Source organism: Streptomyces sp. NPDC096136, assembly GCF_044763325.1.
GTDB lineage: Bacteria > Actinomycetota > Actinomycetes > Streptomycetales > Streptomycetaceae > Streptomyces.
Genome location: NZ_JBIWFZ010000013.1, coordinates 154,980 through 168,796, shown reverse-complemented (window position 1 = coordinate 168,796; position 13,817 = coordinate 154,980). Strand labels below are relative to the sequence as shown.

Below are 13,817 nucleotides of genomic sequence, written 5' to 3'. Positions count from 1 at the left end.
GCGGGTTCCCCTGCCCGCTGGAGGCCCCGCAGACCGGTGACGTGGTCGTACGGCAGACGGCCGCCCACGCGATCAGCGGGCTGGAGCAGGTACTGGGGCCCTCCACACCGACAACGCCTGAAACACGAGCCGGGGAACGGCGCTAGCCTCTGGGCTGTTCCCCGGCCCGCACGCGGGCCCCTCCCGAAGTGAGAGTCAAGGAATGCGCGTTTCAGTGATCGGCTGCGGACACCTCGGCATCCCGCACGCGGCCGCGATGGCCGAACTCGGCCACGAAGTCATCGGCGTGGACGTCGACCAGGCCAAGGTCGACCGCCTCAACGCCGGCGAATGCCCCATCTACGAGACCGGCCTGCCCGAGCTGCTCGCCCGCCACACCACGAGCGGGAGCCTGCGCTTCACCACCGACATCGGCGAGGCCGCCGCCTTCGCCGAGCTGCACTTCATCGGCGTCGGCACCCCCATCGACGCCGACGGCCGCTCCTACGACACCGGCCAGGTCTACGGCGCCATCCGCCAGCTCGCCCCGCACCTCGACCGGCCGTGCACGATCGTCGGCAAGTCCACGGTCACCGTCGGCACCACCGCCCAGGTCACCACCCTCACGCACCGACTCGCTCCGGCCCGGGAAGCCGTGGAGGTCGTCTGGAACCCGGAGTTCCTGCGCGAGGGCCACGCCGTGCAGGACACCCTGCGCCCGGACCGCCTCATCGCCGGCGTCACCACCGCCGAAGGCGAGAAGGCGATCCGCGCCGTCTACGCCCCCATCCTCGACGCCGGCGTCCCCCTGTTCGTCACCGACCCCGCGACCGCCGAACTCGCCAAGGGCGCCGCCAACACCTTCCTCGGCCTGAAGATCAGCTACATCAACGCCGTCGCCGACATGTGCGAGGCCGCCGGCGGCGACATCGCCCAGATCGTCGACATCCTCGGCATCGACCCGCGCATCGGCAGCGCCGGCATGCGTCCCGGCATCGGCTACGGCGGAGGCTGCCTCCCCAAGGACGTCCGCGCCTTCACCGCCTCCGCCCGCCAGCTCGGCGCCACCCGTGCCGCCACCCTCCTGCGCGCCGCCGAAGAGATCAACGAGACCCGCACCGACGTCGCCATGGACCTCATCAACCGTGCCCTGGCCGGCCGCCCCCTCAGGGGCGCCCGCGTCACCCTGTGGGGAGCGGCCTTCAAGCCCGGCACCAACGATGTCCGTGAATCCCCGGCTCTCGCCCTCGCCCACGCCCTCCAGCAGGCCGGCGCCACCCTCACCATCCACGACCCTCAGGCCGTGGCCACGGCCATGATCCGCAACCCCGAGTTCGACTACACCGACGACCTGCCCTCATCCCTCGACGGCGCCGACCTCGTCGTCCTGGCCACCGAATGGCCCGAGTACCACCAGACCAACCCCGCGGCCCTGGTCAAACGCCCCGCCACCCCCCTGTTCGTCGACTGCCGCACCACCCTGGACCCCGAGCCCTGGCGCACCGCGGGCTGGACGCTCCACCAGCTCGGACGACCCGGGAAATAGAACGGACCCCTCGGCGGCGAGGGCTGACGAACTCACCAGCACGTTCTGACAATTTCCGTCGAGCTGAAGCAGCTCTGCATCGACCCGTCCTCGCGCGGGCGGGGACTCGCCGCCCGGTTCATGGCCGTCGCCAAGCAGCAGCAGCCGGACGGGCTGACGCTGTGGACCTTCCAGGTCAACACGTCGGCACGGCGGTTCTACCAGCGGCACGGCGTCACAGCAGTCGAACAGGGCGACGGCCGACGCAACGACGAGCGCGAGCCCGACAGCCGCTTCGTGCGGCAGCCCAGGCCCCGCCCGTCGTGAGCAGACTCCGGGAGCGGCCGGGCAGTCAAACTCCTGGCGAACCGTGAGTGGGGGTCTCCATTCACGGTTCGCTATTTCTGTGCAAGCGTGTCAACGGTCCGGCGTGGGTCGTTCGGCACCTGCATCGCTTTCAAGGGTGAAGGATATCCACCCATCCGTTGAAGGTCTCACCCAGCAAGACCTGCGCCCACTTCGAGCTCGCCCCGGCAGCCGGTACTCCTGATTTCACGCAGAGCCACAGACTGCACTGGCCTCCGGACTGAAATAGCGCAAGTTCGCCAGCACTGGCGAACTTTTGGACGGGAGGCCTTGATGCTCCTGCGGCGACGGGTATTGCTTTCACGGTAGCGGCCACAGGAGCCCCTAGTGGGTCGCAGGTGTTCGGGAGTAGCTGCACTTGGCTACCAGAGCCTGACCCGAACATCCCGCCCACGCCGGTATTGCTACGCCCGTCGATTCCGGCACCGCCAGCGCTCCACCCCGATACGCCAGGGCTTCCGCGCCCCCTGATGCCGACGCTGCCACCACTCTCGCCATGGATGGCCACGCCGTTGGTGCTCCTTCCGAAAATGCCGACGTTGGTCGTGCTCTCCCCTATCACGCCCTCGCCGTTGGCGCTTGTTCCCCGGACCCCAGTGGCACCCACGCCCCAAACGCCCGGGGAGCGTGTGCCCACAGTTTCATCGCCCACCCCGAGAACACCGGCGTGATTCGCTCGTTCCAAGTCCCTGTTGCGCGCCGTGACGTGCACGTACCCGACGACTCCGTTCAGGCCTCGGCCTACGACTCCGTTACCTGCGAAGTGAACCACCCCATGCCCGTTGTCCTGGTGCTTTGTTCCTGTACCACGAATGGCGTCTACCCCTTGGAATGCTCCCAGGAGAATGTCGTCCCCCGGGCTGGCCTGGAGCATAACGTCAGAGGTGTACCCATTCGGGTCACCGTTTTTGGCCACATAAACAGTGCGCTGTTCACTGCTATTGGTGCGACCTACCACCATGTCATCGCCGGCGCTGGTAGCACCGCTTGCCATGGGAAATCTCCCTTGCCGTCTGTCCGCTCCGGAAGGAGAGGTCACCTGGCGCGGCATCGTCGCCTCCGGGGGTGGAGGTCGGGGGACTCGGCTTGCCGAATCTGCGCGACAGGCGTACTCCCATGCAAACCCCGCTCCTTGCTCAGCGCAACCTGTGAACGTCTTTATTGCGGCGGCTAGTTGAGGGGGCAATCAAACCCCGGAGTAAGTGTTGGCGCCTTGCGAACCGCGCTCGGGAACGCGGATCCGAGGGGCGCACCAGTCAGCGCGGCGTGACCGGCGAAGTGCCCTGTGTCGGGACTGCTCACCGACCACGGGAACGGGCCGCACATCACGGTCCCCGTCCCGCCCGGGGAGCACGTGCTCGACGAGGCACGGGTCGCATACGGCTCCTCCTGCGAGTGGCGCGACGCCGAGGCCGAGACCCCGGAATCCACGGCTGTCCGCCTGCGCCTGAGCGAGACCCCTGCCGCGTCCTTCGAGCCGCTCCTCTCGCTCTTCGAGCGGGGGCTGACCGACGGGGAGCCGGACCTCGACGGGTACGAGGGCCTCACGGACAAGTCGATGTTCACCCACCGCACCGGGGACACGGCCACCGGCGGCGAGCTTGCGTCTGACACGGCGTACGTCACGTGCGGCGGCGTCGGCCACCTCGCCGGGGCGGGTCTGTCTGGTTCGCCTCGGCGGGGACCTCGAGTTCCCTGACGTTCACCCGGACCAGAGGGCCGCCCTCGGCCGCCGCCGGGATCTGGCGGCCCTCCTCGACCGGCACGTCCCCCGCGGCCCGGACCAGGCCGCCGTGCGCCTCGGGGGCCGCCGTGTCGACTTCGGCGTCGTGGTGCGCCCAGGTGGGGTCGCACCGGTCGGTTCGGTGGAGACCGACCATGAGCGGCGGCGGAGCACGACCTGGCCCAGGAAACCGGGGCAGGCCCCGGTCCCAGGCCTCACAAGATCACCCGCCTCGCCTTCTTGCGCCTCTTCACCACGACCACCGGAGGGTCGGAGCGCTCCGCGGGTGCGCCGTCGTCGTGCTGCTGCCCGGTCTCTTCGGCCGCGACCGGCTCCGCGGTCTCCGCCTCCACGACGTGCAGCAGGACCTGGGCGCGGAGGGCGAGGATCCCGTCGTGCGCGGAGCCGAGTTCGGCTGTCATCGACGGGTACGCGGCGAGCTGGGCGAGCAGCGTGCCGCGCGCGTCCGGCCCGGACTCCTCGTCCAGGGCCCGGACCTCGGCCAGGAACCCGCGGACCCGGGCGTGCATGGCCCGGATGTCGCGGTGGTACTGGCGCAGGGGTTCGAGGACGGCTCCGATGTCCGCGGCGGCCTCCGGCGTGCCCCGGTCGTGGCTGGTCTCCAAGCGGGCGATCAGCTCCGCCACGTCCCGTTCGGTGGCCGTCAGCTCGCCCTCCAGAGCGCCCATGCCTGCCACCAGTTCCCGCTTCGCGCTGCCCTTGCGGTGCCGCCCGAGGTCCTTCTCCCGGTCGAGCATGTTGTACGGGACGCCGTAGTTCTGCGCGATGTCCATCACCTCCTGCAGGGGGTGGTACGCCAGGTCCGACGTGTGGTCGTAGTCCAGCCGCCAGAACGCGAACGTGCCCCACGCCACCGCGCTGAGTTCCGCGATGGTGCCGCCGACGGCCTTGGTCAGGCCGAGCATCCGCATGGCGGTGAACGAGGACCCCGCCCACACCGGCAGCCGGTGCCGCCGGGCCAGCTTGGTGCTGTCGGCATGCTCCGCGCGGGTCGAGGGGATGTGCCGGACCCGGTTGCCCGGGACCCGGAAGGCCATCTGTCCGCGGTCCGTGGTGGACGCGGTCCGGTTCCCGTCGGCGTCGATCTCCGTCGTGCTGAGGCTCATCGCGTCCTCGTCCGGGACCATCCCGTTGCCGGCGGTCTCGGCGTTCCACGACTTGCGCGGGCCGAAGAACTCCATGAGGTCGTGCAGGACGATGATCTTGTCGCGGAAGGTGAACCGCGTCGGTTGGTCCAGGACCTTCCCCATACCGCCGTTGATGGCGGTCCGCAGCCGCTGCCGGACCGGCTCGGGGATGCCGGTCTTCGCCTGGACCACGCGGTCGAAGTACTTCTGGTAGTGCCCGAACTCGTGCAGTCCGTCGTGCCCCTGCCCCGGAGTCAGTCCGGTCGTCAGCTGCTCCTGCACGTCCCGCCACCGTCCGCTCTCGTCCGCGGACGCGTTCGTCTGCTGTTCGTCGATCCACCGGCGCACGCGCAGGAGCAGCGATTCCAGGTGCAGTTCGACGTCACTGTTGTCCTTGACCTCCCGGGCCAGCTCCTTCTCCCGGTGGCGGTTCTCCTTCGCCTCCACCCAGCCGACGAGCGCCCGCGCCAGGTCGCTGTACCCCGCGTAGGTGCGGTCCTGCTGTTTCGAGCCGAAATCCGGGTGGGACTTGGGCCCCCGGGTGCCGGGGACGCCGGCGACCCACTTCTGCAACTGCTCCCCGACGGTGTCCTGATGGCGCCCCAGCGCCGCCGTCTCTTCGGGGGAGAGGGTGCCCTCGGCGGCGACCTGCCGCAGGAGGAAGCCCAGCAGCCCGCCGGTGTCCGTACGGGCGCCGGCCTGCTGCGCGCGCTCACGCATGTCGGCGGCGCTGCCGTCGGCCAGGACGATCTTCACGGTCCGCTGTACGGCGCCGCCCGGAGCCGAGGAGCCCTGGGCCCGGCCGTCCCCAGCCCCGGACGGAGACGGAGACGGAGGCGGATAGGTTCCGGCCGGCCCGCTCATCACCTCGTGCGCCTTGGCCTCGGCCGAACGCTCCCCGGCGTCACCGGGCGCGGACATCCGCGTCCCGTCCCCCTGGGGCGTACCGGGCACAGGACCGTTCTCCTGGTCGATGGTGTGCGCGATCTCGTGCGCGACGGTGTGCTTGTTCCGCAGCGCGGCCGGGCTGAAGACCATGTGGGAGCCCGAGGTGTACGCCTCGGCTCCGATCTGCGCCGCCGAGTCCTGCGCCAGGGCGTCGGTGTGCAGCCGCAGATGGGAGAGCGGCCGCTGGAAGCGGCCCTCCATCTCGGTCCTGAGCGGGCCGTCGAAGGGCTCTCCGGGAGTCTTCAGCACGTCCAGGACCGCGGTCTTGCGCTGGACGGGGGGACGGGGGTGGCCGCAGCCGTCTCCGTGCCGATGGGGCTGCGCGGCCGGCTCCGCACGGTCCCGGGCGAGCAACTGCGCCACGGCGGCGTTGCCCACCGTACGCTGCAGGGAGGCTGCCTGCTGCGGCGTCAGCGCCCCGCTGTCCGCGCGCTGCACCGTCGCCGCCCGGGCCGCGGCCTGAGCGAAGGAGGCCGGGGTCAGTAGCCCCGGGCGTTGCGGCCGGCCGGCCGCCGACCCCTCGCCGTACGACTCTGCCCGACTGCGCATGCGTCCCCCCCGCCCATGGACGGCGAAGGCCGCCGGTCCCTGTCTAGACCGGCCGGCCGGCCGGGAGGAAGGGCCGCGAGGGCACGATCGACCGGCCGCCGGGGCAGCGACCGCTTCCCGCAAGGCCGCCGGCCGCGCCGAGCTGGACGAGCACCGGCACACGGCCGAGGAAGCGGCCGCGGCCTTCACCGCCGCGGCCGCCGGGGTCTTGAGCCCCGGCCACCGCCGACCGCGGGTGTCGGTACCCGTACCGCAACCTCGGCGTTCCCGGCCGCAGGCGACGGTGTACGGGTGCTCGCTCCGCAGGCAAGCGCCCTTGGGGCGGGCTATCGCCCCGCTTCCGCTGCCTCGACGGCTGACTTGATCCCCTGGAGGGCTTCGGCCAGCCCGTGGTCGACCTGTGTGCCTTCGACGTGCTCGGTGTGCAGCTCCACGGAGAGCCGTGCGTGATGGGCGTCGTCCCCGGCGGATACGTGCAGCCTGCCGCGGTAGTCGTGCGGGCCGGGTGCGCCCCACTCCAGCGACTTTCCCTCCTCCAGTACGCGAACCCATGCCTCGCTCGTGACGTCGCGTTCCGCTTCGCCGGGCGGATCGATGTGAGCGGTGACGGTGACGCGGTCACCGTCATGCGGTTTCGCGGAGGTCAGGCGCGGCATGTAGGCCGGAAGGTTGCGCACGTCGGCGAGGTAGCCGAAGAGCGTGGCCGCGGGAACCGCCACGGTGATCGAAGTGTCGTAGTCACCCATGGGGTATCGGGTTCCCCGGACAGGTCGCCTCCAGGCAGTGAAACGCCGGGGCTCACCCACGTGGCAGACCATCGCGTCCAGGCCCGGACACGGCGGCGGGCTTCACCGGCGTCCAACCGCAGTCAGGCGGAGCTCTGACCCGGCGCGGCGCTCGTGCCGGTGATCCCCTCGACCGGGGACGGCGCGGTCAGGGCCCCTGGCGAGCCGGCCCCTGACGACCGTGGCCGCTTCCGCCGTCGCCGTGCTCGTGATCGGTCTGAACCTCCACCTCGTCGGCCGGACCCCGTCCGGCCGACGCCGTGCGGACGGACCGGACCGGACCGGCGGAGAGATTCGCCGCCTCCCCCTTATTGCAAGTAGCTCGCAATAATATCTACCCTGGTCGCCTCCCCAGGATGCGGAGCACACCATGCCCCACCTGCTGCCGGAACCCGGACCGCAGCGCACCATCGCCGCTTCGAACTTCGTCTACACCGTCGGGAGCGGCCTCTACCTGACGGCAGGAGTCCTCTACTTCACCGAGGCCGTGCACCTGCCGGCGACCCGGGTGGGCCTCGGGCTCGGCATCGCCGGCGTCCTCTCGCTGGCGGTCGGCATCGCGGTGGGCCACGTGGCCGACCGGCGCGGCGCGCGCGGTGTCTACACCGTGACCCTCGTCGTACAGGCCCTGGCGACGGCCGGGTTCGTGCTGGCCGACAGCTTCTGGCCGTTCGTCGTCGCCGTGTGTGCGGCCACCGGTGCCAAGGGAGCCGGCCTGGCCGCGCGCAGCCCGCTCATCCGCCACTACGGCGGGGACAGACCGCAGGAGTTCCGCGCCTACCTGCGCGCGGTGACCAACATCGGCATCTCGCTCGGCGCCGTACTGGCGGGGTGGGTCGTACAAGTCGGCACCCACAGCGCCTACCAGCTCATGGTCGTCGGAAACGCGGTCGCCTTCGCTGCCTCCGCCCTGATCGTCCTGCGGCTGCGGCCGGTCGCGCCCGTGCCGTCCACGGGCGGCCCGCGCTGGATCGCCCTGCGGGACCGGCCCTACCTCGCACTCACCGTCCTGGACGGCATCATGGCCGTCCAGTTCAAGGTGCTGACCGTCGCCGTCCCCCTCTGGCTCATCGCGGCCACCGAAGCCCCCCGCTGGCTGATCTCGGGCACGATGCTGCTGAACACCGTCGTCGTGGTGACCTGCCAGGTCAGGGCCAGCCGCAGCATCGACACCCCGGCGGCCGGCGCCCTCGCCTACCGGCGTTCCGGCTTCGCCTTCCTCGTGGCCTGCGTGCTGATCTCGCTGACCCAGGGCATCCCGGGCTGGGCCGCAGCCGCCCTCCTGCTGGCCGGCGTCGCCGTGCACACCGTCGGCGAACTCTGGCACGCCGCCGCCGGGTTCGAGCTCTCCTTCGCCCTGGCGCCCGAGGAGGCCACCGGTCAGTACCTCGGAGTGTTCGGGCTCGGCGCCGGTTTGGCGGAGGCCGTCGGTCCAGCCCTGATCATCTCCCTGTGCATCACCTGGGGCCGCCCCGGCTGGTACGTCGTGGGAGCGCTGTTCGCCCTGACGGGCCTGCTGGCCCCCGTCACCGTCCGCTGGGCCCGGCGCCACCGCCTCGCCCGGCCCTCGCTGTACGAGGACCCGCAGTCGCGGTCCGCCGCCACGGCCTGAGGGCCGAGACGGCGCCCGACCGCCGCGACCCGGGGCCATCGGGGTGCGCGTGCGGGTGGCACAGGATTTCGGTGCGCGGGAGTCCCGGATCCCCGGGGGAGCCGGAGCCCGGCGAACGCAGAGGAGTTCCTACCGGCCCACAGTGCGCATGTGCCCGCAGCTGGGGTGCCGGGGCGCCAGTAGCGGCCGGCAAGTCGCGGCAGGACGTGGGGTGAGCGGCGTTGTCGGTGGTGGCGGGCAGTCTTGCCCGGTGCTGACCGATGGACATGACGATGCCCCTCTGGTTCCTGGCGCGTCGCCGCTCAGCGACGCCGGGCAGACCTTCCGACACCTCCTCGAGCGCGACAGCGCGGGAAGCCCGTGGGCTGGCGCGCAACCGGCCCAGGCCATCACCCGGGACCAGAACGACCGGCTCGCCCGTGCGTTGGGGGCCCAGCCCGCCTGACGGTCCAACCCTGCCCGGTTCCACGGCTGCCGGAGTCCGGCGGTGACGGCGACGAGGTCGCGCTCCGGGGCCGGGCGAATCGCTGGAGGCTGAGCAGGTCGGAGTCTCCTCCGAGGGGTTTGCCAAGGCGAGCCGAAACCCTGTGGAGCCCGCCTGCCTGGCGTGGAATGATCTTGGGCGACTGCCGAAGGAAGGGAAGGTCGAAAAGGTGTACGTCCCGTCATCTGCACGAGCTCTCGACGATGATGAGCGTGAGCTCGTAGAGCTGGCACGCTGCACCATAGACGCGCACACCGACGCCGGGCCCGACGAAGAGGGGATCCACACGGTGGGCGCCGCTGTCATGGCCGCCGACTACCGGATGTTCGCCGGGGTGAACCTCTACCACTTCACCGGCGGGCCCTGCGCCGAACTCGTGGCTCTGGGAGCCGCGCGGGTCCAGGGCGCCCGCCAGATGCGCTGCATCGTCGCCGTGGGAAACCACGGGCGCGGGGTCATCGCCCCGTGCGGGCGCGATCGGCAGGTCTTCGTGGACTACTACCCGACCATGCGTGTCATCGTGCCCACCCCCGCAGGGCTCAGGTCCGTTCTCGCCGCCGACCTGATGCCGCTGGCTCAGCGATGGACGCCGGAGGCGGGCATGAACGGTCTGGATCCATTGCTCTACCAGGACCCCGAGACGGCCGGTCCCCCGATCATTCGGTTCAACCCCCGCTACCTCGAAGCCGTCCGCTCCGGCGCCAAGACCAAGACCACCCGCTTCCGGGACCCGGCTCAGCCGGGCCCGGCACGGCTGGTGTTCGAGAGCGACCCGGAAGTCGTCCTCTCGGCCGAGGTGACGGGCGTCAGGCACTGCCTGGTCAGTGACCTCACCGACGGGGACGCCCAAGCCGAAGGGCTGACGACCGCAGCCGAACTCCGGGAAGCGCTCAAGGGCCACTACCCGGATCTGGCGCGAACCGACGAGGTCGACGTCATCACCTTCCGGACCAACGACGAGAAGGGCGCCGCCTGACCGCGAGCGCGCCGACGACGGCTGGACCGCGCGGTGACGACGAGCCGAGCACCGAGGAAGTCGGCTTGGCTGAGCCATGACATCCGGACGTGGTGCTCGTCCGCCCGGACCTGGTGGCAGAGGTCGGCGCGGACCGGGCAGGTGCTCACCCTGGACGACGATCCGGCCGACGTGGACCGGTTGTCCTGCTGTTCCACCGGCATCAGGCCGGTGCCGGCCCGGCACCCCCGGCGGGGACCGCGGTGCACGGCCCTCGCCCGCGGTGCGGTGCGGGGCCTGCGTACTGCCTCGGGGTGTGTTCGGGGCGGTGCGCAGGCCGCGGAGGGGTGGTCAGGGGATGAGGTTTTCGCACGCGTCGAACCGGGCGCCGGTGCTTTCCTTGCCGCAGGTGTCGTTGCCGCCGAGGCCGCCGGTGACGGTGGTGAAGGAGTCTGACTGGCCATAGAGCATGATGGTGTCGTTGCCGGCGCCACCGTTGAACTGGGCGCTTGAGGACTTCCCGCGGTTGGGGTGCTCGGGGGTGCCGACGGTGACGGTGTCGTTGCCGTCGACCAGTCCTGCGAGTACCTGCCCGCCGCCGTCGACGGTGGCGCCGAATACCGCTCCGGCGATGGTGGGGAGGCCTTCGCCGGCGCTGAGGGCGACGGTGTCGGCGCCCGCACCGCCTTCCACGATGGTCGGGCTCGGGTTGCCGAGACTGGCGAGCACGGCCGCTCCGGCATCGGCGCTGGGGGCTGCGTTGCCGCCGGTGAGGGTGATGTGGTCGTTGCCCCGGTCGCCGCGTACCGATCCTGAGAGCTGCGCGGTTCCGCCTGGCCGGTCGGGGAAGCTGTGGGAGGGGCTGGTGCCGCCGTTGCCGCCGGTGATGGTGATGGTGTCGTCGCCTTCGTGGGCGAGGACTCCGGGCGTGGGGCCTCCGCCGTACACGTCGCCTTCGCTGACGCCGTCGCCTGCGGTTCCGGCGCGGCCGCTGCCGTTGCTGTCGGCGCCGTTGCCCCCGGTGAGGGTGATGGTGTCGGCGCGGGCTCCGCCCGATACCGTTCCGGCCCCCACCGCGTAGCCGCCGTCGCCGCCGGCGGGGTGGCCCGTGTCCGGGATGGCTCGGCCGCCGTTCCCGCCGGTGATCTGGAGGGTGTCGCTGCCGTCGGCGGCGTCGAGGAGGGAGGCCAGGCCCGGGTCCCCACCGTGCACCGCACCGGCGAACACGCCGGCCCCGCCGTGGCCGGCCGGACCGGCGTCGCCTCCGCGGACGGTGATGCGGTCGGCGCCGGCACCGCCCCGCACCTGCCCGTCCAGGCCGACGCCGGCGCCTCCTTCGGCCGCGTCTCCGGGGGTGGTGCTGCCGGTGCCGCCGCTGATGGTGATGGTGTCGTCGCCCGCCCCGCTCTGTACGGTGCCCGACACCCCGACGCCGCCGGCAGTCGTGGTTCCGGTGGTGCCGCTGATGGTGATGGTGTCGTTGCCGTCGCCGGAGCTGAGGGTGCCGGCGACTTCCCCGGTGATGGTGACGCGGTCGTTGCCGCCGAGGGTGTTGAGGGTTTGGCCGGCAGGGATGCCCTGGGTGCAGGTGATGGTGTCGTCGCCTGCTGTCGTGGTGCCGGTGCAGCCAGCGGGCAGGGCGTAGGCGGGCACGGCGAGGGTGAAGGCGGTGGCGCAGGCGCTGGTGAGGAGGGCGGCAGCGAGGAGGGCGGGTGAGCGGCGTCGGGTGGGGGCCATGAGGGTTCCCTTCGGTGCGGTCGTCCCCGCGCTGGGTCACCAGCCGGTCGAGGCGGATCTGGACGTCTGGGTGCGGGGCGTGGCGGTCTATGCGCAGGGACGTATGGGCATGCCCAGAATGACCCGATCACCTGGCATATGCCGTGAATGGGAGCCGGGTTCCCCCTGCCGGAGTACGGACACCGGAGAGTCGTACGCCGCACCATCGCGCACGCATCACCGAGTACGACGACGAGCACGCCTGCCGGTGGACCGCGGCGCGCCCCGCCCCCGATCACATCCCCACGTGGCGACCCTCGCCCGAGTCGACGGCCGGCGCCGTCCGGGGCCTGGGCTCGCCCGGGGTTGCAGGCCGGTGACGCTCGCGGCCATGGTGTGCCGCTACCGCCAGAGTCCCGGATGGCCTGTGGCGTCCTGGTGGCCGTTGCCGTGCTGCCCCGAGCCGTCCGCCACCTGATCCGGCAAGGAACCGACCCCGCCCGTCCTCTCCGGCACCGACACGGCGCTGCCCGCGGTGCGTGTCGTGCTGCCCCGGCGGACAGCAGGCGGCCGGGGCGGCCCCGTGGGCGGGTGACCGGGCCGGGGACGCGTCCGGATCCGGAGTCCCGCCCGATCGACGCGGGCAGGGGCCCGCTCACCGGATCCGGACCGCGTGCCCCGTAGCTGCGTACGGCAGCACGGGATGGGTGGTGAGGAACCGCCAACGGATGCGGAGGATCACCGGCGGTCCACTGGTGCCCCGCGGGTCGCACATGGGCCCGGCGCCACCGGGTAGGCGCCGCACATGGACACTCCTCGCACGGCGTCTGCTCGTACCGGGGCCGGACCTGGGCCGCTGCTCGCGGCCGTGGAGTGCCTCGAACAGTCTCCGCAGGCCGATGGGCTGATCGAAGCGGTACGCCGGGCCGTCCGGGCCGTGCCGCTCGGGCCGGTCCGCGACCTGCTGCACGGGCGCCCGCTCGGTCACCCGGCCCACCCTTTGCTCGTTCAGGTTCCGATCGGAACCTGGCTGTCGGCTTCGGTGCTGGACCTGGTTCCGGGCCGGCGCGCGGGCGCACGGCTGCTGATCGGTGCCGGACTGGCCGCGGCGGCGCCCGCTGCGGCGGCCGGCTGGGCGGACTGGGCCGAGTTGCCTCCGGAACAAGCCCGTACGGGTCTGGTCCACGCCCTCGGCAACAGCCTGGCAGTGGCGCTCTACGCGCGTTCGTTCGTCGTCCGCTGCCGCGGCCGGGGCGGCAGGATGCCGGCGTTTGCCGGGCTTGCCACGGTGGGGGCGGCGGGCGCTCTCGGCGGCCACCTGGCCTTCCGCCAGGCAGCCGGGGCGAACCATGCCGAGCAGGTCCCGCACCTGGTGTCCGAGGGGTGGCACCGCATCGGCCCGGTGGCCGACTTCCCGGTGGGAGGTGCAGGACGCGCCCGCGTCGACGGCGTGGACCTCCTCGTCGTACGCGAGAGCGGGGGGACCGTACGGGTGCTGGCGGACCGGTGTTCCCACATGGCAGGCCCGTTGTCGGAGGGGAAGATCATGGACGGCTGCGTCCGGTGCCCCTGGCACGGCAGCGTGTTCCGGCTTACGGACGGATGGAACGTGATGGGCCCGGCCACGGCGCCCCAGCCCGCCTTCGACACGCGCATCGTCGACGGTCAGGTGGAGGTCTCGCTGCACCGCTCGCACCGACGCGAGGCACCGCCGACGCCGGAGGCGGCTGCATGACCCGGGTCCTCGACCGAGGAGGAGGCGGACGTCGGGCAGCCGGACCTGTCCGACCGCCCCGCCTCGCTGGAGCGGTTTGAGCTCGGTGCCACGCTGCGGCGTCTGACCCTCCCGCCCAGCAGCCCGGTCGCCGACGGCCCCGCGTCTCCGCGGCCGCCGCCCGCTCCGCACCACCACCACGCCGACCGGCACAGCCCCCCCGCCGAGCCGGCCGTGCCCGCGTACCGGCAGCGGGTCGCACCTGCCGAGGGCGCAGGGCGTACCAGGCGGAGTGCCTTCTGACGGGGGATCG

At 72.0% G+C, this 13,817-nt stretch carries 9 protein-coding genes; 6 read left to right on the top strand and 3 right to left on the bottom strand.

All coding sequences use genetic code 11. The features are described from left to right. Nucleotides 1-202 precede the first annotated feature (202 nt). From ACIRBY_RS25485 to ACIRBY_RS25475, 3 genes are all read left to right on the top strand, one after another. The gene (locus tag ACIRBY_RS25485) at nucleotides 203-1,525 is read left to right on the top strand and encodes a UDP-glucose dehydrogenase family protein (protein ID WP_403904322.1); all 1,323 of its coding nucleotides are present in this window, start codon (nucleotides 203-205) and stop codon (nucleotides 1,523-1,525) included. A 45-nt stretch (nucleotides 1,526-1,570) separates the two neighbouring features. Then, the gene (locus tag ACIRBY_RS25480) at nucleotides 1,571-1,831 is read left to right on the top strand and encodes a GNAT family N-acetyltransferase (RefSeq protein ID WP_403904457.1); all 261 of its coding nucleotides are present in this window, start codon (nucleotides 1,571-1,573) and stop codon (nucleotides 1,829-1,831) included. Between the two features lie 1,324 nt (nucleotides 1,832-3,155). Beyond that, complete coding sequence (locus ACIRBY_RS25475) at nucleotides 3,156-3,569, top strand: hypothetical protein (RefSeq protein ID WP_403904320.1); 414 nt, start codon at nucleotides 3,156-3,158, stop codon at nucleotides 3,567-3,569. Nucleotides 3,570-3,808: 239 nt separating this feature from the next. Here the strand turns inward: ACIRBY_RS25475 and ACIRBY_RS25470 are convergent, their stop codons facing one another. Together ACIRBY_RS25470 and ACIRBY_RS25465 are read right to left on the bottom strand one after the other, a co-directional pair. Beyond that, a complete protein-coding gene (locus tag ACIRBY_RS25470; RefSeq protein ID WP_403904318.1) occupies nucleotides 3,809-6,238 on the bottom strand; it encodes a DUF4157 domain-containing protein in 2,430 nt (809 codons plus the stop codon). 326 nt (nucleotides 6,239-6,564) lie between these two features. Continuing rightward, complete coding sequence (locus ACIRBY_RS25465; protein ID WP_403904316.1) at nucleotides 6,565-6,984, bottom strand: SRPBCC family protein; 420 nt, start codon at nucleotides 6,982-6,984, stop codon at nucleotides 6,565-6,567. 409 nt (nucleotides 6,985-7,393) lie between these two features. Between ACIRBY_RS25465 and ACIRBY_RS25460 the strand changes: the two genes are divergently transcribed. Further along, nucleotides 7,394-8,635: an MFS transporter gene (locus tag ACIRBY_RS25460; RefSeq protein ID WP_403904314.1), complete on the top strand. Its 1,242-nt coding sequence runs from the start codon at nucleotides 7,394-7,396 to the stop codon at nucleotides 8,633-8,635. Between the two features lie 773 nt (nucleotides 8,636-9,408). After that, the gene (locus ACIRBY_RS25455; protein WP_403904312.1) at nucleotides 9,409-10,095 is read left to right on the top strand and encodes an ASCH domain-containing protein; all 687 of its coding nucleotides are present in this window, start codon (nucleotides 9,409-9,411) and stop codon (nucleotides 10,093-10,095) included. A 330-nt stretch (nucleotides 10,096-10,425) separates the two neighbouring features. Here ACIRBY_RS25455 and ACIRBY_RS25450 read toward each other — a convergent pair whose 3' ends face one another. Further along, nucleotides 10,426-11,811, bottom strand: coding sequence for a hypothetical protein (locus tag ACIRBY_RS25450; RefSeq protein WP_403904310.1), 1,386 nt, complete (start codon nucleotides 11,809-11,811; stop codon nucleotides 10,426-10,428). Between the two features lie 784 nt (nucleotides 11,812-12,595). Between ACIRBY_RS25450 and ACIRBY_RS25445 the strand changes: the two genes are divergently transcribed. Next, entirely contained in the window at nucleotides 12,596-13,525 is a 930-nt protein-coding gene (locus ACIRBY_RS25445) for a Rieske 2Fe-2S domain-containing protein (protein ID WP_403904307.1), read from the top strand. Nucleotides 13,526-13,817 lie beyond the last annotated feature (292 nt).

What these genes read in the sequence shown, in the direction of transcription:
- ACIRBY_RS25485 (WP_403904322.1), top strand. Translation starts at nt 203, where the DNA reads ATGCGCGTTTCAGTGATCGGCTGCGGACACCTCGGCATCCCGCACGCG.
- ACIRBY_RS25470 (WP_403904318.1), bottom strand. Translation starts at nt 6,238, where the DNA reads ATGCGCAGTCGGGCAGAGTCGTACGGCGAGGGGTCGGCGGCCGGCCGG.
- ACIRBY_RS25465 (WP_403904316.1), bottom strand. Translation starts at nt 6,984, where the DNA reads ATGGGTGACTACGACACTTCGATCACCGTGGCGGTTCCCGCGGCCACG.
- ACIRBY_RS25460 (WP_403904314.1), top strand. Translation starts at nt 7,394, where the DNA reads ATGCCCCACCTGCTGCCGGAACCCGGACCGCAGCGCACCATCGCCGCT.
- ACIRBY_RS25450 (WP_403904310.1), bottom strand. Translation starts at nt 11,811, where the DNA reads ATGGCCCCCACCCGACGCCGCTCACCCGCCCTCCTCGCTGCCGCCCTC.
- ACIRBY_RS25445 (WP_403904307.1), top strand. Translation starts at nt 12,596, where the DNA reads ATGGACACTCCTCGCACGGCGTCTGCTCGTACCGGGGCCGGACCTGGG.